Origin of the sequence: Xanthobacter sp. AM11, from assembly GCF_047444035.1 — a bacterium.
GTDB lineage: Bacteria > Pseudomonadota > Alphaproteobacteria > Rhizobiales > Xanthobacteraceae > Xanthobacter.
The window spans coordinates 3,341,886-3,364,929 of record NZ_JBLAOA010000001.1; the positions used below are offsets into that span (position 1 = coordinate 3,341,886).

The 23,044-nt window shown below is 69.7% G+C and carries 23 protein-coding genes, 1 tRNA gene and 1 pseudogene; 6 read left to right on the forward strand and 19 right to left on the reverse strand.

The features are described from left to right. Positions 1 to 115 precede the first annotated feature (115 nt). Both ACI7BZ_RS15285 and ACI7BZ_RS15290 read right to left on the reverse strand, forming a co-directional pair. Entirely contained in the window at positions 116 to 697 is a 582-nt protein-coding gene (locus ACI7BZ_RS15285) for an NAD(P)H-dependent oxidoreductase (RefSeq protein WP_414118026.1), read from the reverse strand. A 61-nt stretch (positions 698 to 758) separates the two neighbouring features. Beyond that, entirely contained in the window at positions 759 to 1,205 is a 447-nt protein-coding gene (locus ACI7BZ_RS15290; RefSeq protein ID WP_414118027.1) for a PaaI family thioesterase, read from the reverse strand. A 99-nt stretch (positions 1,206 to 1,304) separates the two neighbouring features. On the opposite strand from ACI7BZ_RS15290, the gene ACI7BZ_RS15295 reads away from it, so the two are divergent. Beyond that, positions 1,305 to 2,150, forward strand: a complete 846-nt coding sequence (locus ACI7BZ_RS15295) for an enoyl-CoA hydratase (protein ID WP_414118028.1) — start codon at positions 1,305 to 1,307, stop codon at positions 2,148 to 2,150. 381 nt (positions 2,151 to 2,531) lie between these two features. Next, a complete protein-coding gene (locus ACI7BZ_RS15300; RefSeq protein WP_414118029.1) occupies positions 2,532 to 4,034 on the forward strand; it encodes a P-loop NTPase family protein in 1,503 nt (500 codons plus the stop codon). Positions 4,035 to 4,115: 81 nt separating this feature from the next. Here ACI7BZ_RS15300 and ACI7BZ_RS15305 read toward each other — a convergent pair whose 3' ends face one another. Next, positions 4,116 to 4,328 (reverse strand): DUF2842 domain-containing protein, encoded by a 213-nt coding sequence (locus ACI7BZ_RS15305; RefSeq protein ID WP_414118030.1) that lies wholly within the window; start codon positions 4,326 to 4,328, stop codon positions 4,116 to 4,118. A 148-nt stretch (positions 4,329 to 4,476) separates the two neighbouring features. Here ACI7BZ_RS15305 and ACI7BZ_RS15310 point away from each other — a divergent pair, with 148 nt between their 5' ends. Then, positions 4,477 to 5,574 (forward strand): COX15/CtaA family protein, encoded by a 1,098-nt coding sequence (locus ACI7BZ_RS15310; RefSeq protein WP_414118031.1) that lies wholly within the window; start codon positions 4,477 to 4,479, stop codon positions 5,572 to 5,574. Here the strand turns inward: ACI7BZ_RS15310 and ACI7BZ_RS15315 are convergent. Continuing rightward, positions 5,559 to 6,269, reverse strand: coding sequence for an LrgB family protein (locus tag ACI7BZ_RS15315; protein ID WP_414118032.1), 711 nt, complete (start codon positions 6,267 to 6,269; stop codon positions 5,559 to 5,561). The genes ACI7BZ_RS15310 and ACI7BZ_RS15315 overlap by 16 nt on opposite strands. Further along, a complete protein-coding gene (locus ACI7BZ_RS15320) occupies positions 6,256 to 6,687 on the reverse strand; it encodes a CidA/LrgA family protein (RefSeq protein WP_414119178.1) in 432 nt (143 codons plus the stop codon). The genes ACI7BZ_RS15315 and ACI7BZ_RS15320 overlap by 14 nt, the downstream gene beginning before the upstream one ends. A 140-nt stretch (positions 6,688 to 6,827) precedes the next feature. Here ACI7BZ_RS15320 and ACI7BZ_RS15325 point away from each other — a divergent pair, with 140 nt between their 5' ends. After that, the gene (locus ACI7BZ_RS15325) at positions 6,828 to 7,724 is read left to right on the forward strand and encodes a LysR family transcriptional regulator (protein ID WP_414118033.1); all 897 of its coding nucleotides are present in this window, start codon (positions 6,828 to 6,830) and stop codon (positions 7,722 to 7,724) included. 44 nt (positions 7,725 to 7,768) lie between these two features. On the opposite strand, the gene ACI7BZ_RS15330 is transcribed toward ACI7BZ_RS15325, so the two are convergent. The 3 genes from ACI7BZ_RS15330 to ACI7BZ_RS15340 all read right to left on the reverse strand — a co-directional run bounded on the left by ACI7BZ_RS15330 (position 7,769) and on the right by ACI7BZ_RS15340 (position 10,490). Then, on the reverse strand, positions 7,769 to 9,064 hold the full coding sequence (locus tag ACI7BZ_RS15330) for an O-acetylhomoserine aminocarboxypropyltransferase (protein WP_414118034.1): 1,296 nt from the start codon (positions 9,062 to 9,064) through the stop codon (positions 7,769 to 7,771). A 72-nt stretch (positions 9,065 to 9,136) separates the two neighbouring features. Further along, positions 9,137 to 9,685: a CoA-binding protein gene (locus ACI7BZ_RS15335; RefSeq protein ID WP_414118035.1), complete on the reverse strand. Its 549-nt coding sequence runs from the start codon at positions 9,683 to 9,685 to the stop codon at positions 9,137 to 9,139. A gap of 28 nt (positions 9,686 to 9,713) precedes the next feature. Continuing rightward, a complete protein-coding gene (locus tag ACI7BZ_RS15340) occupies positions 9,714 to 10,490 on the reverse strand; it encodes a TatD family hydrolase (RefSeq protein ID WP_414118036.1) in 777 nt (258 codons plus the stop codon). A gap of 173 nt (positions 10,491 to 10,663) precedes the next feature. Here ACI7BZ_RS15340 and ACI7BZ_RS15345 point away from each other — a divergent pair, with 173 nt between their 5' ends. Further along, positions 10,664 to 11,245: a biotin transporter BioY gene (locus ACI7BZ_RS15345; protein WP_414118037.1), complete on the forward strand. Its 582-nt coding sequence runs from the start codon at positions 10,664 to 10,666 to the stop codon at positions 11,243 to 11,245. Between the two features lie 27 nt (positions 11,246 to 11,272). Here ACI7BZ_RS15345 and ACI7BZ_RS15350 read toward each other — a convergent pair whose 3' ends face one another. From ACI7BZ_RS15350 to ACI7BZ_RS15375, 6 genes are all read right to left on the reverse strand, one after another. After that, positions 11,273 to 11,776, reverse strand: a complete 504-nt coding sequence (locus ACI7BZ_RS15350) for a hypothetical protein (protein ID WP_414118038.1) — start codon at positions 11,774 to 11,776, stop codon at positions 11,273 to 11,275. A gap of 108 nt (positions 11,777 to 11,884) precedes the next feature. Continuing rightward, entirely contained in the window at positions 11,885 to 13,441 is a 1,557-nt protein-coding gene (metG, locus tag ACI7BZ_RS15355) for a methionine--tRNA ligase (RefSeq protein WP_414118039.1), read from the reverse strand. Positions 13,442 to 13,485: 44 nt separating this feature from the next. After that, the gene (locus tag ACI7BZ_RS15360) at positions 13,486 to 14,532 is read right to left on the reverse strand and encodes a DNA polymerase III subunit delta' (RefSeq protein WP_414118040.1); all 1,047 of its coding nucleotides are present in this window, start codon (positions 14,530 to 14,532) and stop codon (positions 13,486 to 13,488) included. Beyond that, complete coding sequence (gene tmk, locus ACI7BZ_RS15365) at positions 14,529 to 15,179, reverse strand: dTMP kinase (RefSeq protein ID WP_414118041.1); 651 nt, start codon at positions 15,177 to 15,179, stop codon at positions 14,529 to 14,531. The genes ACI7BZ_RS15360 and tmk overlap by 4 nt, the downstream gene beginning before the upstream one ends. After that, entirely contained in the window at positions 15,176 to 16,432 is a 1,257-nt protein-coding gene (locus ACI7BZ_RS15370) for a D-alanyl-D-alanine carboxypeptidase family protein (protein ID WP_414118042.1), read from the reverse strand. Before ACI7BZ_RS15370 ends, tmk begins: the two co-directional genes overlap by 4 nt. A gap of 220 nt (positions 16,433 to 16,652) precedes the next feature. Continuing rightward, the gene (locus ACI7BZ_RS15375; RefSeq protein WP_414118043.1) at positions 16,653 to 17,465 is read right to left on the reverse strand and encodes a septal ring lytic transglycosylase RlpA family protein; all 813 of its coding nucleotides are present in this window, start codon (positions 17,463 to 17,465) and stop codon (positions 16,653 to 16,655) included. Positions 17,466 to 17,805: 340 nt separating this feature from the next. Here ACI7BZ_RS15375 and ACI7BZ_RS15380 point away from each other — a divergent pair. Beyond that, a tRNA-Ser gene (locus ACI7BZ_RS15380) sits at positions 17,806 to 17,895 on the forward strand. Here the strand turns inward: ACI7BZ_RS15380 and ACI7BZ_RS15385 are convergent. The 5 genes and pseudogenes from ACI7BZ_RS15385 to ACI7BZ_RS15405 form a co-directional block, all read right to left on the reverse strand. Continuing rightward, positions 17,866 to 19,500: pseudogene (locus ACI7BZ_RS15385) on the reverse strand (recombinase family protein); the annotation flags it as partial. The gene ACI7BZ_RS15380 and the pseudogene ACI7BZ_RS15385 overlap by 30 nt on opposite strands. Then, a complete protein-coding gene (locus ACI7BZ_RS15390) occupies positions 19,497 to 19,841 on the reverse strand; it encodes a helix-turn-helix domain-containing protein (RefSeq protein ID WP_414118044.1) in 345 nt (114 codons plus the stop codon). The pseudogene ACI7BZ_RS15385 and the gene ACI7BZ_RS15390, both read right to left, overlap by 4 nt. Further along, on the reverse strand, positions 19,817 to 20,197 hold the full coding sequence (locus ACI7BZ_RS15395) for a type II toxin-antitoxin system RelE/ParE family toxin (protein ID WP_510803561.1): 381 nt from the start codon (positions 20,195 to 20,197) through the stop codon (positions 19,817 to 19,819). Before ACI7BZ_RS15395 ends, ACI7BZ_RS15390 begins: the two co-directional genes overlap by 25 nt. Positions 20,198 to 20,268: 71 nt before the next feature. Beyond that, positions 20,269 to 20,490, reverse strand: a complete 222-nt coding sequence (locus tag ACI7BZ_RS15400) for a hypothetical protein (protein ID WP_414118046.1) — start codon at positions 20,488 to 20,490, stop codon at positions 20,269 to 20,271. 318 nt (positions 20,491 to 20,808) lie between these two features. Then, entirely contained in the window at positions 20,809 to 22,896 is a 2,088-nt protein-coding gene (locus ACI7BZ_RS15405) for a DUF3363 domain-containing protein (RefSeq protein WP_414118047.1), read from the reverse strand. Positions 22,897 to 23,044: the final 148 nt, after the last annotated feature.

Here is a 23,044-nt window from a genome sequence, read left to right on the forward strand (position 1 = left end):
ATGGTGCGATAACACCGTCAAAAACCGGCCTATTTTGCCGTGACTTCCGCCCCAAATGGCCCGCAGGCCGCCCGCCCGGCGGCTTGGGGGAGGGATGAGCCGGGACGGCCGGGCCTCAGCACGCCGAGCGGCCGAGGGCTTCCATCTGCGCCAGCCAGCGGAGCCGGCGCGCCGCCCCCACGGCCTCGACACCGCCGAGCACCGTCGCCCGCACCGGGGCAAGGCCGACGAAGCCGAGGATGTTGCGGGTGAGCGCGGCAAGGCCCGCGGACAGGAACCACAGCCGGAAGACGAGGCCCGGCATGCCCATGGTGACCACCACGCGGGCCGAGCGCCCCTCAAGCAGCGTGCGCGTGCCGCCCCCCGGCAGATATTCGAAGGCGAAGCCCGGACGCAGCAGTTGTTCCAGGAACCCCTTAAGCACCGCCGGCATGCCGCCGAGCCAGAGGGGAAAGAAGATCACCACATGCTCCGCTTCCACCAGCGCGGCCCGGGCGGCAGCGAGGGCGGGCGGTGGCGGGGCCGCCAGGAAATCGCGCTGGGTGCGCAGCAGGGGCAGGTCCAGCGCGCCCACCTCCACCCGCATCACCCGGTGCCCGGCGGCGCCGGCGCCGGCCGCATAGGAATCGGCCAGCGCATGGCACAGATGCCCGCCGCCGGCGTCGGGATGCCCCTGGAGAATGAGGATGGTGGCCATGGCCGCAGTTCCCGTGAGACGGCATCCTGCCCCGGGCGGCGCGGCGCGTCCTTGAGGCGGATCAGGAAGCGGGCCGGTCGGGGATGGAATAGGTGGCCACGCAATGGGCCACCAGATCCTCGCTGCCCGCCCCCCGCAGCCCCACGTCGCCCACCGCCAGCCGCTTGCCGAGCTTGATGATGCGCGCGTCGGCGAACAGCGGTCCCGGCGCCGGCTTGCGCAGGAAATTGATGGAAAGGTTTGTGGTCACCGCCAGCGCCACCGGCCCGATCTGGCCGAGGAGGGCCACATAGACCGCCACGTCCGCCAGCGCCATCATGGCCGGGCCGGAAATGGTGCCGCCGGGGCGCAGGTGGCTGTCGTCGGCATCGAGGCGGACGCAGGCGACACGGTGTCCCACGCGCATCACATGGTGGGGCTTGCCGGGGCCGAAGGCTTGCGGGAACTCCCGCGCCAGGAACGCTTCCAGCTCCGCCACCGACATCGCCACCTCGCGCACCGCGTCCATCCTTGCTTCCCTCCCCTGGCGCCTGTACCGGCTCGCGCCGCTTGCCGTGTGTGAATAGGATAGCGGCGGAAACGTCAAACCCGTGAGGGTGGAGAACCCATGTCGCACGCCGCCTCCGCCAGTTCCGTTGCATCGCCCCCCGCCGCGCCGGCCGATGCCCCCTTTGTTGCGGTGAGCCGGGACGGCGGGGTGGCCACCCTCACCCTTGCCCGCCCGGCGCAGCGCAACAGCCTGTCCGAGGGGATGATGGCGGCGCTCACGGCGGCCCTGGCCGGCCTGGCCGACGATCCCGCCGTGCGCGCCGTGGTGCTGGCGGCGGAAGGGCCGGTCTTCTCCGCCGGCCACGACCTCAAGGAGATCCAGGCCCATCGCGGCGATGCCGACCGCGGGCGCGCCTATTTCGAGGCGGTGCTCACCCGCTGCGCGGCGCTGATGACCGCCATCGTGCGCCTTCCGCAGCCGGTCATCGCCGCCGTGGAGGGCATGGCCACCGCCGCCGGCTGCCAGCTGGTGGCCAGCTGCGACCTCGCCGTGGCGGGCGAGAAGGCGCGCTTCTGCACCCCCGGGGTGAACATCGGCCTGTTCTGCCACACCCCCATGGTGGCCCTGTCGCGCAACGTGGCACGCAAGCACGCCATGGAAATGCTGCTGCTGGGCGAATGGACCGAGGCGCCGGACGCGCTGCGCATGGGCCTCGTGAACCGCATGGTGCCGCAGGGCGAGGCCCTCGCCGCCGCCCGCGCCATGGCGCAGCGCATCGCCGAGAAGTCGCAGGTGCCGGTGAAGCTGGGCAAGGCCGCCTTCTACGCCCAGGCGGAGATGGGCCTCGACGACGCCTACGCCTTCGCCTCGCAGGTGATGACCCGGAACATGCTGGCACGCGATGCCGACGAGGGCATTTCCGCGGTGCTCGCCAAGCGCCCGGCCCAGTGGGAGGACCGGTAGGGTCCTGCGCCTTTCCGGCCTTCCGCCAGCCCGCCCCGCGGGACAGGGACCAGCCGATTCGGCCGTTCCGTCCCGCGGCGGATGGCCTTGGCTCGGAAATGCTGCGCTGCAATATCCGGTGTTCGGCAAAAAGAACGGCGCTGAAGACGCCGCCTTGGCCGGGAGACCGGAATCCTCATCTCACCTGAGGATACAGTCTTAACATATTGAAATAATGTACATAATAGCCGGACCTCATGCTTCGGACGAGAGGCGCCGCCTTCATCCATCGGATGCGGCGGCGCTGCCCGGACGCAGGGCGTTTACCAAGTCTCAACCATAATCGCGCTTTCCTGCGGTGATGCTGGCGCGTCCTGCGCCGGACCGGCAGGAGGGCGGCTCATGGCGCATCTCGACGTATTGCAGGCGGACGCCGCCGGCTGCCGGTTCGTGCCTGCGCGGCCGGACGTGCCGCAGGCGACGGCCCGGCCCCTGGCCTGGTGGCGGGCGGCGTGGATCGTCCTTGCCCTGGCGCTCATGGCCAGCTTCTTCCCCTTGCGCTTTTCCGCCACCGCCAGCCTGCGCTTCGAAGTGGGCGCGCAGCCGGCCGCCTCGGCGGTGCGCGGCGTGGCGCAGGTGCTGGCCTCCCGCGAGATGGCCCACGACGCCGCCCGCACCCTCGCCCCGCAGGATGCCGCCCGCATCGCCGCCGGCACCTTTGCCGCCCTGGGCCTCGGCCCCGGCGGACGGGCGGAGGCGGACGGGCGCTCGCTCGCCATGCGCGCCGCCTGGCGCCTGATGGAAGACCTTGAAGTGGAGACGGAAGACGGCGGGCGCCAGCTGCGCCTGTCGCTCTCGGCCCCCACGCCGGCCCTGGCCGCCCGTGCCGCCGATGCTTATGTGGCCGCCCTCCTCGCCCTGGATGCGCAGACCCGCGCTGCGCCGCGGAGCGGCGAGGAGGCTGGGGATGCCCTGCGCCTTCCGCCCCTGCGCCGGGGCGCGCCGGCCGAGGCCTCCGTCCTGCCGGACCCGCCCCGCCCCCTCGCCCTCGGCCTGCTCGCCATGGCGGCGCTGGTGCTGGCCCTTGCCGGGCGCCGCCGGCATGGGGCACCGGCCGCCAATGGTCCGGTGGATGGCACCATGCTGCCGGTTCAGCTGGCCGGCGCCCATCGCATCGCCTGGCTCGGGGGCGGCCCCGACGGCGGCCTGGACCTTGATGCGGCGGTGGCGCGGCTCGGGGCGGAGATCGGCCCGGCGGATGGCTCCTGCCATCTGGTGCTGGTTACCACCGAGGACCTGCCGGAAGCCTCCGCCGCCTGTGCCATCGCCCTCGCCCGCCAGCTTTCCGAGGATGCGGGGGTTGCCCTGGTGGCCCTCGACGGCGCGGCGGAGAGCCTTTGCGCCCTCGTCTCCGACCCCTGGGCGCCGGGCATGAGCGAGCTTTTGTTCGGCGTCGCCGGCTTTGGCGAGACGATCCATCGCGACGCCCGCTCCCGCGCCCATGTCATTCCGCCGGGGCGCGATGCCCGCAGCGGATCGTCCGTGGTGGGGGCGGAGCGGCTGGCGCTGGTGCTGGAAGCCCTGCGGCGCACCTACGATTATGTGGTGGTGGCGGCGCCCAATCTCGGCGCCGCCCGGGGCGCGCAGCGCCTCGCCGGCCTCGACCCGCTGGTGGTGTGCCTGCATGCGGACACCGCCCCCTCCACCGCGGCGGTGGAGAGTTTCGATGCGCTGGCGGCGCAGCGCTTCGCCCGCGTGGTCATGCTGTGCGTGGCCACCGGCGCGGCGCAGGAGGCTGCGGACGCGGCGGAAGACGGCGCGCTGTTTCCGCCGCCCTCCCTTGCCGGCGATGCGCAGGGCGCCCGTCCGCCCCATGCGCCGGCGTGGCTGGCCGGGGCCGCGTGACGGACCGCCGGCACCGCGCGGCTCCTGAATGATCACTGCAAAGAATAGCTGCAAGCTGCTTTAAGAAAACGATTTTTGCATTCATGCACGCTTGTCGGGCCGCTCCATCCAGCGGATGAGGAACCCGGCGGGGATGACCCAGAGGATGCCGAGCAGCACGTAGCAGACGGTCTGCAGCGCCCAGCCCAGTTCCGTCACCCGGCCCTGGGCCAGGGCCATGGCCGCCAGCGCCCAGAACGCCACGAGGGCCAGCAGCAGCACGGCGCCGATGAGCTTGCGGATACGTTGGGGCATGACGGGGCCGGGCCTCCTGCTGTTCGAATGCGCGCGCCGGCTCCATCGGCCGTGCGGCACAAGCTCCCTTGCGCGCGGTTCCCGCCGTCTATAACGGATCGCCCGGGAGGGCCACGGAAGAATGCCGCGCAGGCGGGAGCAGCAAGCCATGTCGCACGCCGGATCACCTGCCGAGGCCGCGCCCCGCGCCCGCGCCGCCGCCCCTGCCCCGACGGCCGCGGTGCGCCTGTGGCTGCACCTGGTGGCGGCCCTCATCGTGGTGATGGTGATGGTGGGCGGCGCCACGCGCCTCACCGAATCCGGCCTCTCCATCACCGAATGGAAGCCGGTCACCGGCGCCCTGCCCCCGCTCACCCAGGCCCAGTGGCAGGCCGAGTTCGACAAGTACAAGGCCATCCCGCAATACGAGATCCTCAACAAGGGCATGGGGCTGGAGGCGTTCAAGCGGATCTACTGGTGGGAATGGGGCCACCGGCTGCTGGGGCGGCTCATCGGCTTCGCCTTCCTCCTGCCTTTCCTTTATTTCGTGTGGCGCGGCGCGGTGCGCGGTCGCCTGCTGGTCCGGTGCCTGGGCCTGTTCGTGCTCGGCGGGCTTCAGGGGGTCATCGGCTGGTGGATGGTGGCGTCCGGCCTTACCGAGCGGGTCTCGGTGAGCCAGTACCGGCTTGCCGTGCATCTCACCCTTGCCTGCATCATCCTTGCGGCCATCGTGGCGGTGGCCCGCTCCCTTGCGCCCGAGCCGCGGCTGGCGGCGGCGCCGCGGCTGCGGGGCACGGCATCGGCGGTGCTGGTGCTGGTGCTGGTGCAGATCTTCGCCGGCGGGCTGGTGGCGGGGCTGGACGCGGGCATGGCCTACAACAGCTGGCCGCTCATGGACGGCAGCTTCATTCCCGCCGCCGACCGCCTCGCCGCGGCGGAGCCCTTCTGGCGCAACCTGTTTGAAAATGCCCTCACCGTGCAGTTCGACCACCGCATGATCGCTTATGTCCTGTGGGGCCTCGTCCTCATCCATGTCGTGGATGCGGGCCGGGCCGGGGGGGTGGTGGCGCGGCGGGCGTGGGTGCTGTTCGCGCTGGTGAGCGCGCAGGCGCTGCTGGGCATCCTCACCCTGGTGCTGCAGGTGCCCATGGATCTCGCCCTCGCCCACCAGTTCGGCGCCACCGTGGTGCTGATCGCCGCAACCCTCCACCGGGCCGCAATGGCCGGGGCGGACACGGGACGCCTCGCACCTCAGCCCACCAGATAGGCCACCACCGGCGCCATCAGCACATTGAACAGGCCGGCCAGCACCATGACGAGGCCGGCGATGGAACCTTCCTCGCCGCCGATCTGGTGCGCCTTCGCCACCCCCGCCCCGTGCGCGCCCATGCCGAACAGGGCGCCGCGGGCCAGCGAGGAGCGCAGCGGCATCAGCTTCAGCAGCACCTCCCCCAGCATGGCGCCGCAGATGCCGGTGAGAATCACGAACACGGCCGTCAGGTCGGGCACGCCGCCGATGTCGCCGGAAACGGTCATGGCGAACGGTGTGGAGGTGGAACGCGGCATGAGGCTGAGCTGCAGCGTCTGCGACAGGCCCATGAGCCGCGCCAAAGCGAAGGCCGTGCCCATGGCCAAAGTGGAGCCCACCAGCACCCCCACCAGCAGCACCGGCCAGTGGCGGCGGATGAGCGCGCGCTGCTCATAGATGGGAAGCGCGAAGGCCACCGTGGCCGGGCCCAGCATGAGCATGAGCCAGTGGGTGCCGCGGATATAGTCCCCATAGCCCGCATGCAGGCTGAGGGCGACGGCACCCACCAGCACCGGCGTGAGCAGCAGCGGCATGGCCCACCAGAAGCGCCAGCGGCGGTAGATGGCCCGCGCCAGCGCATAGCCGCCGATGGTGACGGCGGACCAGAACAGGGTGGCCAGAAGCGGATCGAGAGTGGGGTCAAGCGTCGGCATGGTGCGCCCCCGCCTCATGCCGCAGGCGCCAGCGATAGCACAGGTCCACGGCCAGTGCCGTGCCGCCCATGACCATCACCGTGCCCACCAGGATCACCGCCGCGATCTTCAGCCCCAGCAGCCCCACGAATTCGCGATGGTCCAGCACCGCCATCACCGCCGGCACGAAGAACAGCAGCATTTCCGCCAGCAGCCACGCCGCGCCCCGGCGCATGGTGCGCGGGCGCAGCCAGCCGCCGGCCAGCAGCGCCAGCACCACGCCCATGCCCACGATGCCGCCGGGCAGCGGCAGGCCGGTGAGCCGCACCAAGCCTTCCCCCAGAATCCAGAACAGCGCGATCACCAGGATCTGCACCGGAATGCTGCGATGCAGCATGAATTGCAGGCGCATTTTTGTGCGCAACATATTGCGCAGCATTTCTGCGGGCAGGGGCATTTTCGATGGGGGCAAGGACAGCATGGCGGGCACCTCCAGTGCCGACCCGGGAAAGATAATACGCGGCGCAGCATGATGAAAATGAATTGACTGCATCATAACTATTCCATATCCGAATGAAGATGGAATTGCGCACGCTGCGGGCCTTTGTGGAGGTGGTGCGCCAGGGGGGCTTCTCCCCGGCGGCAAAGGTGCTGTTCTCCACCCAGCCCACCATTTCCAAGGCCGTGAAGCAGCTGGAGGACGAGCTGGGCGTCCCGCTTTTGGACCGCATCGGCCATCGCAGCCAGCTCACCGCGGCGGGGGACATCGTGTATCGCCGCGCGCTGGTCATGCTGGCCGAGCGCGAGGGCCTGGTGGCGGAGCTGGACGACCTGCGCGGCCTGCGCCGCGGCAGCCTGCGCCTCGGCCTGCCGCCTTTGGGGGCGAGCACCCTTTTCGCCCCGCTGTTCGCGGTCTATCGCGCCCGCTACCCGGGGGTGGAGATCCGCCTCACCGAGCACGGCTCGAAGCGGCTGGAGGAGATGCTGCTGGAAGGCGAGGTGGAGCTTGCCGCCTCCCTGCTGCCGGCCAAGGACGGCTTCGAGGCCCAGCCGGTGAAGCTGGAGCCGCTGATGGCGGTCCTGCCGCGCGACCATGCGCTGGCGGGGCGCGAGCGCCTTAGCCTTTCCGCCCTCGCCGCCTCCCCCTTCATCCTGTTCGAGGGCGGCTTCGCCCTCAATCAGGTGCTGGAGGATGCCTGCGCCCGCAATGGCTATGCGCCGCAGGTGGCGGCGCGCAGCGGGCAGATCGACTTCATCGTGGAACTGGTGGCGGCGGGGCTGGGCATCGCCTTCCTGCCGCGCACCATCGCCGAGCAGCGCGCGACGCCGGCCGTCGCCTTGGCGCTTCTGGACGAGCCGGGGACGCAATGGCACATGGCCCTGGTCTGGCGGCAGGGAAGCTATCTCTCCCACGCCGCCCGCGCCTGGCTGTCCCTGGCGCGGGAGGTCTATGGCGGCGGCGCCCCGCAGGCCTGAGCCCTGGGGCGCAGGCCGTTTTCTTGCGGGTCAGATCGTGCTCGTCAGATCTTGGCCAGCGCCTGGTCGAGATCGGCGATGATATCCGCCGCATCCTCGATGCCCACCGAGAGGCGCACCACTTCCGGCCCGGCGCCCGCCGCCACCTTGGCCTCGTCGGCAAGCTGGCGGTGGGTGGTGGAGGCGGGATGGATGATGAGCGAGCGGGTATCGCCGATATTGGCGAGGTGGGAGAACAGCTCCACCCCGGACACCAGCGCCACCCCCGCGTCGTAGCCGCCCTTCAGCCCGAAGGTGAAGACCGCCCCGGCGCCCTTGGGCAGGTATTTCTGCGCCAGCCCATGGTAGCGGTCGGCAGGAAGGCCGGGATAGCTCACCCAGGCCACCTTGGGATGGTCGGCCAGATACTTTGCCACCGCCAGCGCATTGTCGCTGTGGCGCTGCATGCGCAGCGGCAGCGTCTCGATTCCGGTGAGGAGGAGGAAGGCATTGAACGGCGAGAGCGCCGGGCCGAGATCGCGCAGCCCCAGCACCCGGGCGGCGATGGCGAAGGCGAAGTTGCCGAAGGTCTCGTGCAGCACCATGCCGGAATATTCCGGCCGGGGGCGGGAGAGGAAGGGGTAGCGGTCGGTGGCCGACCAGTTGAACGTGCCCGCGTCCACGATCACGCCGCCGATGGAGTTTCCATGCCCGCCCAGGAACTTGGTGGCGGAGTGCACGACGATGTCGGCACCGTCCTTGATGGGCTGCCACAGGTAGGGCGTGGCCAGCGTGTTGTCCACGATCAGCGGCACCCCGGCCTTGCGGGCAATGGCGGAGATGGCCGCCACATCGGTGACCACCCCGCCCGGATTGGCGATGGACTCGACGAAGATGGCCTTGGTGCGGGGCGACAGTGCGCGCTCGAACGAGCCGATGTCATCGGGGTCCGCCCACACCACATTCCAGCCGAAGCTCTTGAAGGCGTGCGAGAACTGGTTGATGGACCCGCCATAGAGCTTGCGCGAGGCGATAAATTCGTCCCCCGGCGTCAGCAGGGTGTGAAACACCAGGTGCTGCGCCGCATGGCCGGAGGCCACCGCCAGCGCCGCCGTGCCGCCCTCCAGCGCCGCCACCCGCTCCTCCAGCACCGCATTGGTGGGGTTGGTGATGCGGGTGTAGATGTTGCCGAAGCTCTGGAGGCCGAACAGGGACGCCGCATGGTCCACGTCGTCGAACACGAACGAGGTGGTCTGGTAGATGGGGGTCGCCCGCGCGCCGGTGGTGGGGTCCGGCTGCGCGCCCGCATGGATGGCGAGGGTGGAAAAGCCCGGCTCGCGCGCGGTGCTCTCGTCGGTCATGGCGCTGTCTCCCGTTGATTTCCGCCACCGGCAGTCATAACCCGGCGTGGAATTCCGTTAAATACATTTATTCTATGATTTTTGTGATGTATCGGGTCCCCGCGGGGCGATGGACAGGCGCTGCACCCCCTTGCCCAGGAGCTTCGGGCGGCGCGACGACAGGGTGCGCGAGTTCACGCCGGTCCAGCCGATCTCCCCGGAAAGGCGGCCATATTCGATCTTGGGGCAGCGATCCATCACCACCCGCAGGCCCGCCGCCTCCGCCCGCGCCGCGGCCGCGTCGTGGCGCACGCCGAGCTGAGTCCAGAGCACGCGCGGGCGCGGGTCCAGGGCCAGCACCTCGTCCACCACCGCCGGCACGTGCTCCGGGGCGCGGAACACGTCCACCATGTCGATGGGCTCGGGCACGTCCGCCAGCGTTGCCACGAAGGTGAGGCCAGCAACCGTCTTGCCCGCCTGCCCGGGATTGACCGGGAACACCCGGTAGCCGCGCTCGGACAGGTATTTCATGACGAAATAGGACGGGCGCGCCGCATTGGCGCTCGCCCCCACGATGGCGATGGTGCGCACATCGGAGAGGATGGAGCGGATATAAGCGTCGTCGTAGCGGTCGTGGTCCAAGGGCGTCTCCTCAGCGCCGCGGCCGGCTTTAGGCCCGGGCCTTCGAGAACAGGGTGAAGAAGTTGCGGGTGGTGGCGGCGGCGAAATCCTCGAACGCCTCCCCCCGCGCCTGAGCCAGAACCCGGGCGGTCTCGCGCACGAACGAGGGCTCGTTGCGCTTGCCGCGGTGGGGGGTGGGGGCGAGGAAGGGCGAATCGGTCTCCACCAGGATGCGTTCGGCAGGCACCGTGGCGGCGATGGCCCGCAGGTCCTCGCTCTTCTTGAAGGTGACCACGCCGGAAAAGGAGATGTAGCCCCCCAGCGCCAGCGCCCGCCGCGCCAGCTCGGGGCCGGCGGTGAAGCAGTGCAGCAGGAAGGGGAAGGCCCCCTTCGCGCTCTCCTCCTCCAGGATGGCGGCCACGTCCGCGTCCGCCTCGCGGGCGTGGATCACCAGCGGCAGGCCGGTTTCGCGCGCCGCCGCGATATGGATGCGGAAGCCCTGCTCCTGCGCTGCCCGGGGGCTGGTGTCGTAATGATAGTCCAGCCCCGCCTCGCCGATGGCCACCACCTTGGGATGGCGCGAGAGGGCGACCAGCTCGCTCACCGTCACGTCCGGCTCTTCCGCCGCCTGGTGGGGATGGGTGCCCACCGAGCAGCTCACCTGATCGAACCGCTCGGCGATGGCGGAAATCTCGCCGAAGCGCCGCACCCGGGTGGAGATGGTGACGAGGTGCGACACGCCGGCCGCCGCCGCCCGGGCCACCACTTCGGGCAGCTCGGCGGAGAAGTCGGGGAAATCGAGGTGGCAATGGCTATCGACGAGCATGGGCTTTCACGACAATGGCGGCCCTCACATAAGCGCATCCCTCCGCCGCGTCGAGCCAGCGCGCGCCATACGGGTCGGCCATGCGTTGACGAATGGTGTGCGCATGCGTTTCCTGCGCTCCCCTTTTCCTGCCGGGACCCTGCCCGGAGCGTCCTGCCCCTATGGAACCCCTCATGCGGTCGTCCCAGCCTCCCTTCCGCCCGGCCCTGGCGCGCCTTGCCGATGTCTCGCCGCTGTGGGCCGGTGCCGTCCTCGTGGTGGGCGTCGCCCTCCTGGCCTGGAGCGCGCAGCTCTCCATTCCCGTCGAGCCCGTGCCCATCACGCTGCAGAGCTATGTGCTCATCAGCCTGGCCGCGCTCCTGGGCTGGCAATTGGGGGGACTTGCCGTGGTGGCCTATGTCGCCATCGGCCTCATGGGCCTGCCGGTCTTCTCCGGCGGGCGCAGCGGGGTCGCAATGCTCACCGGCACGTCCGGTGGCTTCATCGCCGGCTTCATCGTGACGGCGCTGCTGGTGGGATGGCTGGAGGAAAACCGGGCGCGGGCGCGCACCTTGCCCCTGCTCGGCACGCTGGCCCTGGGCCATCTGGTGCTGCTGATGATGGGCGCGGGGTGGCTCGCAACCCTGCGCGGCGCCTCGTTCGCGCTGGAGCAGGGCTTCCTGCCGTTCCTGCCCGGCGCGGTGCTGAAGACCATTTTCGCCCTCGCCACCATCATTGCGGTGGAGCGTCTCGCCGGCACGCCGCGGGGGCGCTGACGCACCGCCGGCAGTGCCCGGGCGGCGTCAGCCGGACGCGGAAATCTCTTCCTTCAGGGCGTCGGCATCGCCCGACGGCATGGTGATGGCCCGCACCTGCTCGCCCGGCCGCCCGGGATTGGTGACGATGGAGGCCTCCAGCGACACCGTGACGGCGCCACCCGAAGTGTTGAAGATGTAGTCGAGCCGGAAGGCGGCATCCTGGCTCTGGCCGTTGGTGCGCTTCAGCGCCTCGTCCGGGGAGAGCATCTTCTCCGCCACCAGGCGGGCGGGCTGGTCCACCGTGATGTTGTACTGGCGGGCGCGGCGGGCGGTGGCGATGCGCGCGCGCACCAGCGTGGCGTCGGCCGCCGGCAGCTTCACCTCGATGCGCGGCACGGCGGGGCCTTCCGGCACCGGCGGCGGCTCCAGCGGCATGGCCGGGGGCAAGGGGTCCATCATGGGCGAGGCGCGCTCGCTGCGCTCCATGCCGGTACAACCGGAAAGAACCAGTGCGACGGCGACCGCCGAAACCACCCTTGCGCCCGTCATCACCACCGCTCCCGCTGCCTCCGTTCCGGCGCCTGCCGAAGCGGAAGGCGTATGGTCAATGCAAAGAACCAAAACAAGGTTAAGGCAATTTTGCCGCGAGCGGCACCCTCAGCCCGCCGCCTCCGGCTCCACATAGCGCGGGAAAACGCCGAAGGGCGCCGGCAAGGACCGGCCGCCCGGCAGCCGGTGGGCGGTGCCCAGCCGGTCGAAGCCGCGCTCGTCCATGGCCACGCCCACGAGATCCAGCAGCCTGCCGGCGCTTTCCGGCATCACCGGCTGCACCAGGATTCCCACCTGGCGGATCAGCTCCGCCGTGGTCCACAGCACGGTGCCCATGCGGGCGGGGTCGGTCTTGCGCAGGGCCCAGGGGGCGGCGGCGGCGAAATAGCGGTTGGCTTCCGCCACCACGGCCCAGACCGTGTTGAGATAGATGTGGATGGCCTGGTTGGCCATGGCCTCGCGGCACCGCTCCAGCATGGCATCGGCCTGCGCCAGCATGGCGGCATCCTCCGGCGCGAGGGGGCCGGGCTCCGGCACCACGCCGTCGAGATTCTTGGCGATCATGGAAAGCGAGCGCTGGGCGAGGTTGCCGAGGTCGTTGGCCAGGTCCGCATTCATCCGCGCCACGATGGCCTCGTGGCTGTAGGAGCCGTCCTGCCCGAACGACACCTCGCGCAGGAAGAAATAGCGGATGGCATCCACCCCATAGGTGGCGGCCAGATCGAACGGGTCCACCACATTGCCCACCGACTTGGACATCTTCTCCCCGCGGTTGAACAGGAAGCCGTGGCCGAACACGCGCTTGGGCGCCTCAAGCCCGGCCGACCACAGGAAGGCCGGCCAGTAGACCGCATGGAAGCGGATGATGTCCTTGCCGATCACATGCAGGTCGGCCGGCCAGAACCGCTGGAACAGCTCCGCGTCGGTGTCGGGATAGCCCAGCGCGGTGATGTAGTTGGTCAGCGCGTCCACCCACACATACATGATGTGCTTGTCGTCGCCGGGCACGGGAATGCCCCAGTCGAAGGTGGTGCGGGAGATGGAGAGGTCCGTGAGGCCGCCGGAAACGAAGCTCGTCACCTCGTTGCGCCGCGCCTCCGGCATGATGAAGCCGGGATTTTCCGCATAATAGGCCAGCAGCCGGTCCTGATAGGCGGAGAGGCGGAAGAAGTAGCTTTCCTCCTCCACCCAGTCCACCGGCGTGCCCTGCGGGCCGAGGCGCACGCCGGCATCGTTCAGCGTGGTCTCGTCCTCGGCGTAATAGGCCTCGTCGCGCACCGAATACCAGCCGGCATAAGTGGATTTGTAGATGTCGCCATTGGCGGCCATCTTCTCCCAGATCGCCTGGCTCGAACGGTGATGCCGCTCCTCGGTGGTGCGGATGAAATCGTCGATGGAGAGGTTGAACGCCTCCACCATGGCCTGGAAGCGGGGCACGTTCTTCGCCACCAGCTCGCGCGGCGTCAGGCCGGCCTTCTGCGCGGTCTGCAGCATCTTGATGCCGTGCTCGTCGGTGCCGGTGAGGAAGCGCACCTCATGGCCATCCAGCCGCATGAACCGCGCGATGCAATCGGTGGCGATCGCCTCATAGGCGTGGCCCATGTGCGGCACGCCGTTGGGATAGGCGATGGCGGTGGTGATGTAGAACGGCGGCTTCACGGACATCGGCGGCTCGAAGGATTCCGCCGGCCCCGCGGCAGCGCGCCCGATCAGCGCACCGCGTCCGCGAGATCGGCAAAGATGCGGAACACCAGCGCCTTGCGATCGAGATTGAAGACATCGGCCTCGACCGCGCTGCGCCGCACCTTCTCCCACACCTCGCCGAGGCGGACAAGGCGATGGCGCGGCTCATCCGCCGCGGTGGCCCGGGCGGCGACATAATCGCTCACCGCCTCGATGAACAGGTCCAGCCCGTCGGCCCGGTCGCCCTGGAGCCGGGCGCCCAGCTTGTGAAGGTCCTCCGCCCGCGGCCGGGGCAGTTGCTCCAGCAGGCGCAGGGTGTCGGTGCGCACCTCCATCCCCTCCCCCTGCGCCAGCACCAAAGCGCGGCGCACGCTACCGCCGCTGGCTTGCGCCGCCGCCGGCAGGCGGGCGGGATCGAGGGCCTCCACCTCGTCCTTCAGGTGGTCCAGGGCGGCGAGCACGTCCGGCGGCGCCAGCGGGCGCAGGCGCAGCAGGCGCGTGCGCGAGCGGATGGTGGGCAGCACCCGGCCCGGCGCATGGGACACGAGCAGAAACAAAGCGCGGGGCGGCGGCTCCTCCAGCGTCTTCAGCAGGGCGTTGGCGCCGAAGGCGTTCAGCTCGTCCACCGCATCCACGATGCACACCCGCCAGCCCCCCGCCGCGGCGGTGGCGCCGAAGAAGCTGCGCACACGCCGCACCATCTCGGCCGGGATGACGGTGGGGATCTTCTCCTCGCCCGCCTCCGGCACCCGCCGCAGCACCAGCATGTCGGGATGGCTCATGGAGGCCACCTGCCGGAACACCGGATGGCTCGGCGACAGGGACAGGTCGTGCCGGCCCGGGTCCGGGCCGCCGGCCAGCACCATGCGGGCGAGGCGATAGGCCAAGGTCGCCTTGCCGATGCCCTCCGGTCCGCCGATGAGCAGGGCATGGGGCAGCCGGCCGGCGCGGAAATCGCCGAGCAGGTCGGCCTCCACCGCCGCATGGCCGAACAGGCGATCCTGCTGGCGCGGATGGGGCGCGCCGGGCAGCACGTCGCCGGAAAGGGTCTCGCCGGAGGCCTGCGCGCTCATGGGGCGCCGGCCGCGATGCCGAGGCGCTCGGCGACGATCCGGGCGATGTGCTGCGCCACCTCGTCCGCCGGCGGGACGGCATCCACCACCGCGCAGCGCGCCGGTTCCGCCCCGGCCCGGGCCAGGAAGGCCGCGCGCACTGCGCCGTGATAGGTCGCCCCCTCCTTCTCGAAGCGGTCCGCCAGCGCGCCCTTGCCGCGCTCGGCGGCACGGGCGAGGCCGATTTCCGGCGGCACGTCCAGGACCAGGGTCAGGTCGGGCCGGGCGTCCGCCGCCGCGGTGGCCTCCAGGGCATCCAGCAGCGCCGAGGGCACCCGGCCGACGGCGCCCTGGTAGACCCGGGTGGAATCCAGGAAGCGATCGCACACCACGATGTGCCCCGCCTCCAGCGCCGGGCGGATCACCGCATCCACATGGTCGGCGCGGGCGGCGGCGAACAGAAGCGCCTCGGCCTGCGGGCCGAACGGCTCCGCCGCGCCGGACAGGAGCACATGGCGCACCGCCTCCGCCCCCGGCGAGCCGCCGGGCTCGCGCGTCTCCACCACCGTGTGGCCGAGGGCGCGCAGGTGCGCGGCAAGGCGGCGGACCTGGGTGGACTTGCCCGTCCCCTCCCCGCCTTCCAGCGTGATGAATAGCCCGCGCATCATTTCTGCAACTTGGCCATGACGCGGCGGGCGAGGTCGCGCACGCCGTCGCCCATCAGCGTCAGCCCGCCGTCGATGGCGCGATCCACCAGCGAGCCCACCGGCACGTCGGCCACGGTGAAGAGCGGCACCTCCAGCACCTTCACCTGGCCGCGGCTGATTTCCAGGCGCCCGACCTCGGTGCCCTTGGTGACCGGGGCCCGCAGCGGCCCCACATAGACCACCTTCGCGGAAATGCGCTCGCTGCCGGAGCGCGGGGCCAGCACCGAAACCGCGCCCCGCGCGGCCAGCCCCACCGAGCCCTCGGCGCCGCCGAACACCTGCGCGCGGCCCACCTCCCGGTCGGCGGGGAACACCTGCCTTTGACGGAACGACTGGAAGCCCCATTCCAGCAGCTTGCGCGTCTCCTCCAGCCGCTCCTTCTCGCTGCGGGCGCCCAGCACCACCACCACGAGGCGCTGGCCGTTCTGCACCGCCGAGCCCAGAGCGTGGTAGCCGGCATCCTTCAGCCAGCCCACCTGCAGGCCGTCGGCGCCGACGCCCGCATCCAGCAGCACGTTTCGGTTGCGCTGCTTGATGCGGCTCCATTCGATGCCGGGACGGGCGAAGACCGGGTAGTAATCGGGATAGGTGCGGATGATGTGGCTGGCGAGCGTGGCCAGATCGCGCGCCGTGGACACCTGCCCCGCCTCGGCAAAGCCGGTGGCGTTGCGGAAATCCGAGCCGGTCATGCCGATGGAGCGGGCCTGCCCATTCATCATCTGCGCAAACTCGCTCTCGGTGCCGGCGACGCCTTCGGCCAGCGCGATGGCGGCATCGTTGCCCGACACCACCAGGGCGCCGGCGAGCAGTTCGCCCACCGGGGCCGGCTTGTTCACCTCCGCGAACATGGCCGCGCCGCCCGAAGGTCCACCGCCCCGCCGCCATGCGTTCACGCTGACCACGAAGGGCGTGTCGAGCGCGATCTTGCCGGCGCGCAGCTGGGCGAACACCACCTCCGCCGTCATCACCTTCGCCAGCGTGCCGGGGGCGATGCGCTTGTCCGCATCCTTCTCGTAAAGGATGGTGCCGGTTTCATGATCCACCAGGACCGCGGAGGGAACCGAGGTCTGGAAGCCGTCGCTCGCCCGCGCGGGCACCGCCCCGAAAGCCAGGAGGTTCATCAGCGCCGCGCCGAGCAGCAGCGCAAGCGCCCCCCGTGGCACGTCATTCCCTCGCGCGTGGCCGGACTGGGGAAAGCGGACCTTCGGCGACATGGCATTTCACCTGGTGGTTGAACGCTTGGACGGCAGGCGTGGTGCGCCTGCCGTCCCATTCTAAAGGTGGACGGGCGATGCGCCACAGGCCAGTGGCGAGGCGCCAGGTGCCGAAAGAAATCCGGCTCACCCGAGGACCACGACCTGAAACGCCACGCGCCTGCATGTGGAATTTTGCCCGCAAGCTCCGGCCGCGGGACGCCCGACCCGGCTTGCAGGACTAGCGGGCACCCGCACCCGGCACGCCGGCGAAGCCGAGGCCGCTCACCGGCGCCGGGCCGGACGACCAGCCGGCGCTGGCGACGCTGACCGAGCCCCCGGTGTCGGCGGCGGGCTGGCCCAGATCGAACGGGCGGCCGGGCGGGAGCGGGGCTTCGTCGCTCGGCGGGGTGGAGGCGGCCACGGTGCGCACGGCCGGCACATCCGGCACGAAGGGACGGGCGGACGCCACCCGCACCGGCGAATCCTCGAACAGGTCCGCGGGCTTGCCGTCCTGCCGCAGGGTCATGGCGAGCTTGCGGTCGTCGGAACCGTCCAGCGGGGCGCGGCCGAGATACTCCACCCGCACCTTTGCCACGCCGTTGCCGGCGAAGCCGAGCAGTTCCGCCGTGCGGTAGGACAGGTCGATGAGCCGGTCGCCCACATAGGGGCCGCGATTGTTCACGCGCACCACGATGGAGCGGGAATTGGAAAGGTTGGTGACGCGCACATAAGACGGCATGGGCAGCGTCTTGTGGGCGGCGGTCACCGAAGTCATGTCGAAGATTTCGCCGTTGGCGGTCTTGCGCCCATGGAAATCCTTGCCGTACCAGGAGGCGGTGCCTTCCGCCACATAGTTGGGATTTTCCGCCGGCACATAGGTGCGCCCGGCCACCGTATAGGGCTTGCCCACCTTGTAGGAGCCGCCGCCCCGCGGCACCGGCTCGCCCTCCGCCACCACCCGCGGGCTGGCGGAGACGCCATAGATGGGGTCGATCTTGCTGCCCAGGGTTTCCACGGAGCTGCACCCGCCGAGCGCGACGCATGCCGCCACGGCCCCCGCTCCTGCAGCGCGCCGCCAGCCCGGAACCGCGGAGGCGCCGACCGGCGTGTGGAGGAAAGCGTTCACGGCAGGCTCCACCTTCATCCGCGCCAGATCTCCCCGGCTGTCATTGCCCTGCCGGCCCGGCAGGTGCCGGCCAGCCACCGCCCCGGGAAGGCTCCCATGGGCATTGTGCGCCAACAGGACGTCCAATGACGGCAGAAATGGGGCGATGTTGCGACGATGGTAAACGCATGCGACCCGGCGCCATGATCTCGACGCGTCTTTGCCGCTGGGCTAGATGAAGGGCAATGCCCCCGCTTCCGGCACGGGCAGGCACACCGCACCCCGCGGAAGGGTGGCCGAGTGGTTTAAGGCAGCGGTCTTGAAAACCGCCGTGGGTGCAAGCCCACCGTGGGTTCGAATCCCACCCCTTCCGCCACTTCGGAACAAAGGTGGGCACTGCGCCCGCCAGCGTTCCCGCGCTCCCTGCGGCTAGCGTTCGCAGCAAGTTGCTCTTCGATCCCATGATGCGGACTTCGCCTTCGTTGACCTCGACGCGCTGTGCGAGCGCTCGGAGATGGTCGCGGCGGTAGCCGCCGCCGTCGAGACGGATACGCTGGCGTGCGGTTAGCGCAAACTTTCGCAGCATCGGCGCGGTGATCGCCTTCTGGCCCGCGCTTTCGAGCATGGCCGATGCGCGGTCGGCATCGACGCGGGACTGGTCGCGCGTGGCCTTGAGGCTGGCGATCCGGTCCTTGAGGTCGGGGTCGTTCAGGTCGGCGACGCCACTCTCGATGGCATCGTAAAGCCGCTTGAGGCGAAGGTCGGTCTCGGTCGCCCGCTTGTTCAACTCGGCGATGTGATCGCGACGGCGCTCTGTCCGTTCCTGTCGCCGGTCGAGAACCGTCGCCAGCACCTCCTCCAGTCGCGCCGGATCAAGCAGCCGGTCCTCAAGATGCGCCGCGACCAGCGCGTCCAGCTTCTCCATGGGAACAGTCATGCCGGTGCAGGCGGTCGGCCCCTGCCGGGCCTTGGTCGAGCAGGTGTAGTAGCGATAGCGCCCGCCCTTGCCGGTGCGGATGGTCATGGCTCCACCGCACTTGGCGCAATGGATCAGGCCGGTAAGGAGCGTGGGACCACCCACCACCTGCGGCGGCGTGACTTTCGGGTTGCGCGCCTTCATGCGGGCCTGAACCGTATCGAACGTCACCTGATCGATGATCGGTGGCACTGCGACCGGGATCACCTCGTCGGCGGGCTTCAACGCCTTTGTCTTGCCGCGCTTGTTGAACTCGTGACGCCCGATATAGGTCGGCCGGGTCAACAGCCGGTGGACGGTGCCGATCCCCCAGCGCCCGCCGTCGCGGGTGAAGATGCGGTGTTCGTTCAGGTGCTTGGTGATGGACTTGACGCCCATCGGGCCAGATGTGCCGTCGCCCTCCAGCGCGAGCCGGAACGCCAGACGCACGGTGTCGGCGTGGAGCGGGTCGATCTCCAGCTTCTTCTTGATCTTTGCCCCGCGCTGTTCGGCGGCGACGACGCGGTAGCCGATCGGCGGCAGCGAGCCGTTCCAGAACCCTTGCCGCGCATTCTCCTTCAAGGCTCGCAGGACGTGCTTGGCGTTCTCCTTGGACTGATACTCGTCGAACAGCGCCATGATCTGGCGCATCATGACGTGCATCGGATCGTCGCCCATCTCCTGGGTGATCGACAAAAGGCGGATGCCGTTCTTGGCCAGCTTGCGGACGTAGAACTCCAGCTCGAAGTGATCGCGGAAGAAGCGCGAGAAGCTGTGGACGACCACGACCTCGAATGGCGCGGGCTTCGCCGTCCCCGCCTCGATCATCTGCTGGAATTCGGGGCGTCGGTCATTGGTGGCGGACGCGCCTGCATCCACAAACGTCTCGACAAGCTGGTAGCCGCGCGCTGTGCAATAGGCTTCGCCCTGCTTGCGCTGATCAGGGATCGACACGTCATGTTCGGCCTGCCGCGCCGTCGAGACGCGCAGATAGAGAGCGGCGCGCAAAGGAACGGTGGCGGTCACGCTGCCTTCTCCACCACACGGAGCCGCCCGCGCTGGCGGCTTCGGCGCGGCGCTTTGACCACGATGTCCACGTCCTGCCCGAGCGCGGTCAGGCAGCGCAGCAGCCGATCGCTGGAAAAGCCGGTCAGCCGGCCGTTGATCAGCGCCGACACCTTGGGCTGGTCGAGCCCGACCAGCTCGGCCGCCGCCGCCTGGGTCAGCCTCCGGCGCTTGATGGCCTCGCGGATGTGGCTGGCGAGCTGTGCCTTCGCCAGTTCCTCCTCGGGCTCGGCGACCCCCAGGTCGGCGAACACATTGCCGGAGCCTTCCGTCACCTTCATGTCGTCGTGCTTGCTCGCCATTGTTCGTGGTCCTCTCGGGCTCGCTTCAATCTCTGCTCGATCAGCGCGATCTCGTGTTTCGGCGTCGCGATCCCGTGCTTCGACTTCTTCTGGAAGGCGTGGAGCACGTAGACGACGCCCGCGAACCGCACGGTGTAGACTGCACGATAGGTGTCGCCGTCATGGTCATCGACCACCTCCAGAACGCCCGCCCCGCCGAACCCTTTGAGCGGCTTGGCCCATCCCGCCTTGCCGCCGGTCTGCGCCTCCCACAGCGCCCCGCCGACGCGCAGCCGCACCGGCTCGGGGAAGGTCCGTAGGTCATCACGGCTGCTCCCGATCCACCTGACAGGCTTGACGCTCGCCTCATCCGCCACGCGCCTCCTCCTCATGCTAAATATGGCATGTTCGCAGCGTCTGTCAACCGAGCTGCGCCACCGTCGGCCGCTCATTCCGGCCCGAATAGCTCGTCGAACAGGTCACCGAACCATGCCTCGAAGACGGCGATCTCGGCGTCGGTGACCGGCACCTTTTCGGGCCAATCATCGCTGACGCGCCAGCTCGCAACGTCATGCCTGGGCGGACGGCCAGGGAACGGCCACGGCTCGCCGAGCAGCGCTTCAAGCTGCTCGGACGCTGTGGGTTCATGCTGGCGCTGCGGACGGGGCATCCCGCCAGAGTCGGCGATACCGCAGCGATGCGGAACAACACATCTCTACGCCGCGCTACGCTGCGTGCCGCAGCGCGCAAATACAGGTGAACGGCGGCCTCCGGCATTTCCCGGCGGTGCTGGCGCAGCGTGATCGGCGTTCCCCATTCTGTTCTTCGGTTCGGCTCGGGTGCGTTCTTCCGTCCCGGCACACCCCTCCTACGCGGCGGACAAGCGGCGGCGGTCAAGGCCGACGCGAACAGCGCCGCCCGAAGGGCTTGGCCTTGAGGGCCGCCGCCTGTCCGCCGATGCTTGCGGGTTCGGGCAATCGAGCGCCGCTCAAAGCCCCAGTCCCCGGCTCCGCCCAAGCATCCACTCGATCCCACCGCCGGTTCTGGCGATGCCGGAGATATGCTGGCCAAGCCGCTTTTCCAGCGGGTCGCTCCACGGCACCAGCTGGAAGCCCAGGCCATTGTCGATCATCGCGAACCGCCCGCTGGCAAGCTGGGTCGATCCAACCAGCTTACCCGAGACATACTCGCCGGTCGCTGCCGGTTGCCATTCGCGCCCGCGCTCGGCGGCGAGGCCTATGCCGACGCGGGTGATCTCGGCGCGCTCCAGTCGTTGGAGGATGTCCTTGGGCGCGTGAACGCGCCCGTCCTCCAGCGGGGTGGCATATCCCATCGCGACGAGCGCTTGGCGCCGCCGCTGCATCGCCGTCGCCACGTCCGCGCCGAACCCGTGCGCAGCGAGCGGCGTGCGGTCGCGCGAGGCCAGCTCGCGGTCAAGCCATGTCGCCCCTTCATGGCCGATCTGCCGGTCGAGGGGCAGATGCGATAGCTCGGTTACGTGCGGTCCCGGTCCGGCGCGCTGGATGTCGTACGCGAGTCCACGTTCGGGCAGGTCGGCGGGAATGGTCCAATGCTCGGCATGAACTCGCTCGACGATCCCGGCGCGGCGCAAGGCTTCGAGCCTGCGCACATGCGACCGAACGTGAAGCTCGTGATCGATCCGGGGCATGGTCTCCCGCACGGCTTCCAAATGCGTTGAAGGCCGGTAGATGCCTTGGGCATCGGTGTGTTGCAGGATGTTGTCGTCGGCGACGCGCGGAGTGCTCGGCGGCGGCTCCACTGCGACGATGCAGCCGCGCCGGATGTCTTCGGCCTTGGCCGCTGGAACCTCAAGGTGATGGACCCGACCATCCACGCCGTCGATGGTGAGGCCGATCCGCTCGCCAAGCTCGTCGCCGCCCAGCCCCTTGCCGATGACGCGCCCAACGATCCGTTCGGTCGGTTTGGTTCCGTGAAGGGCGTAGCCCGAGACACCTCGGCGCTCGGCGATCCCTTCGCGCTCCAGCGCCTGGTGCATCGTCTTGATGATGTCGCCGCGCGTCCCCAGCTCGCGGAGCATCGGTTCGGCACGGGGGGAGATCGTCCATATCCCCGGCGTGTGTTCGGTCGCCAGCCCCATCCGCTCCAGCTTGCAGGCGCGTTCGATCAGCAGCGCCCGGTTCTGCCGGGAGGTTTCGAGCATCTCCTTGTCGGGCCGCAGATCAGAGAACTCGTCGCGCTCCTGCGCCGCGATCAGCATCCGGTCGAGTCGGGTGAAGCGTTCGGCGTCCACCTCGCGCTCAAGCTGGCGCGACACCTCCTGCTCGGTCTGGCGGCCCAGCTCCAGCGTGACGATCTCGCCCGCCCGCTCGCGGATGCCATGGGCGATATAGTCCCCCGCGATGTTGAGCATCTTGCCGTCGTCGGTGACGCCCCGCATCAGGATGTGGGTGTGGGGATGGCCGGTGTTGTGGTGATCGACCGCGATCCAGTCGAGCTTCGTTCCCAGGTCGGATTCCATCTGGGTCATCAGGTTGCGGGTCGTCTGGCGAAGGTCAGACAACTCCACCCCCTCCTCGGCGGAGACGATGAAGCGGAACTGGTGGCGATCTTCGCGGCCCCGGTCGAGGAAAGCGGGGCCATCGGCGATGTCCTTGTCGGCGGAATAGACCTGGCCCTTCTCGCCGTCGCGGGTCACGCCGTCGCGCTCCAGATAGCGCAGATGGGCGTCCACCGCCTTGCCGCTGACGAACTGCCGTCCCCGCGCCGCGCCGCGTTGGGGATTGAGCTTCACCACGCGGGCCTTCACCGCCACCCGCCGCGAGCGGGTGCGGACGCCGCGCCCGTCCCGGCTCCATGCGTTCCGGCCTTTCAGACCCGCCGCGATCTGAGCGCCCCGGCCGCGCGCGTTGAACCGCCCGCTTCCCTTCCCCGTTCCGGCCAAGCGATTGGGGTTTCCGCCCGCCCGGCGGATGGCCTGATGCACTTCGCCAAGGAAGGTCTTGGGACGCTGCCGCACCACCCTCGGCGAACGCGCCGCACCCCGGTCGCGAACCTTGCCGGGACGGATGCGGAAGCTGTCGTCGTCGCGAGTCATGACGAGACGATTGAGAGATGAAATCAGAGATGCAAGAGAGTAAAATGGGTCATCGTGCTGTAGCGTAGAAATACTTGCGCACGGCGGCAATCGGCGGGCCGCCATTGATCGCACATCGCGGGCGGCACCCTTTCTTGCATTGATAACA

Excerpts from the sequence above, each read along its gene's own strand:
- ACI7BZ_RS15285 (WP_414118026.1), bottom strand. The coding sequence starts at position 697 with ATGGCCACCATCCTCATTCTCCAGGGGCATCCCGACGCCGGCGGCGGG.
- ACI7BZ_RS15290 (WP_414118027.1), bottom strand. The coding sequence starts at position 1,205 with ATGGACGCGGTGCGCGAGGTGGCGATGTCGGTGGCGGAGCTGGAAGCG.
- ACI7BZ_RS15295 (WP_414118028.1), top strand. The coding sequence starts at position 1,305 with ATGTCGCACGCCGCCTCCGCCAGTTCCGTTGCATCGCCCCCCGCCGCG.
- ACI7BZ_RS15300 (WP_414118029.1), top strand. The coding sequence starts at position 2,532 with ATGGCGCATCTCGACGTATTGCAGGCGGACGCCGCCGGCTGCCGGTTC.
- ACI7BZ_RS15305 (WP_414118030.1), bottom strand. The coding sequence starts at position 4,328 with ATGCCCCAACGTATCCGCAAGCTCATCGGCGCCGTGCTGCTGCTGGCC.
- ACI7BZ_RS15310 (WP_414118031.1), top strand. The coding sequence starts at position 4,477 with ATGTCGCACGCCGGATCACCTGCCGAGGCCGCGCCCCGCGCCCGCGCC.
- ACI7BZ_RS15315 (WP_414118032.1), bottom strand. The coding sequence starts at position 6,269 with ATGCCGACGCTTGACCCCACTCTCGATCCGCTTCTGGCCACCCTGTTC.
- ACI7BZ_RS15320 (WP_414119178.1), bottom strand. The coding sequence starts at position 6,687 with ATGCTGCGCAATATGTTGCGCACAAAAATGCGCCTGCAATTCATGCTG.
- ACI7BZ_RS15325 (WP_414118033.1), top strand. The coding sequence starts at position 6,828 with ATGGAATTGCGCACGCTGCGGGCCTTTGTGGAGGTGGTGCGCCAGGGG.
- ACI7BZ_RS15330 (WP_414118034.1), bottom strand. The coding sequence starts at position 9,064 with ATGACCGACGAGAGCACCGCGCGCGAGCCGGGCTTTTCCACCCTCGCC.
- ACI7BZ_RS15340 (WP_414118036.1), bottom strand. The coding sequence starts at position 10,490 with ATGCTCGTCGATAGCCATTGCCACCTCGATTTCCCCGACTTCTCCGCC.
- ACI7BZ_RS15345 (WP_414118037.1), top strand. The coding sequence starts at position 10,664 with ATGCGGTCGTCCCAGCCTCCCTTCCGCCCGGCCCTGGCGCGCCTTGCC.
- ACI7BZ_RS15350 (WP_414118038.1), bottom strand. The coding sequence starts at position 11,776 with ATGACGGGCGCAAGGGTGGTTTCGGCGGTCGCCGTCGCACTGGTTCTT.
- metG (WP_414118039.1), bottom strand. The coding sequence starts at position 13,441 with ATGTCCGTGAAGCCGCCGTTCTACATCACCACCGCCATCGCCTATCCC.
- ACI7BZ_RS15360 (WP_414118040.1), bottom strand. The coding sequence starts at position 14,532 with ATGAGCGCGCAGGCCTCCGGCGAGACCCTTTCCGGCGACGTGCTGCCC.
- tmk (WP_414118041.1), bottom strand. The coding sequence starts at position 15,179 with ATGATGCGCGGGCTATTCATCACGCTGGAAGGCGGGGAGGGGACGGGC.
- ACI7BZ_RS15370 (WP_414118042.1), bottom strand. The coding sequence starts at position 16,432 with ATGTCGCCGAAGGTCCGCTTTCCCCAGTCCGGCCACGCGCGAGGGAAT.
- ACI7BZ_RS15390 (WP_414118044.1), bottom strand. The coding sequence starts at position 19,841 with ATGGCGAGCAAGCACGACGACATGAAGGTGACGGAAGGCTCCGGCAAT.
- ACI7BZ_RS15400 (WP_414118046.1), bottom strand. The coding sequence starts at position 20,490 with ATGCCCCGTCCGCAGCGCCAGCATGAACCCACAGCGTCCGAGCAGCTT.
- ACI7BZ_RS15405 (WP_414118047.1), bottom strand. The coding sequence starts at position 22,896 with ATGACTCGCGACGACGACAGCTTCCGCATCCGTCCCGGCAAGGTTCGC.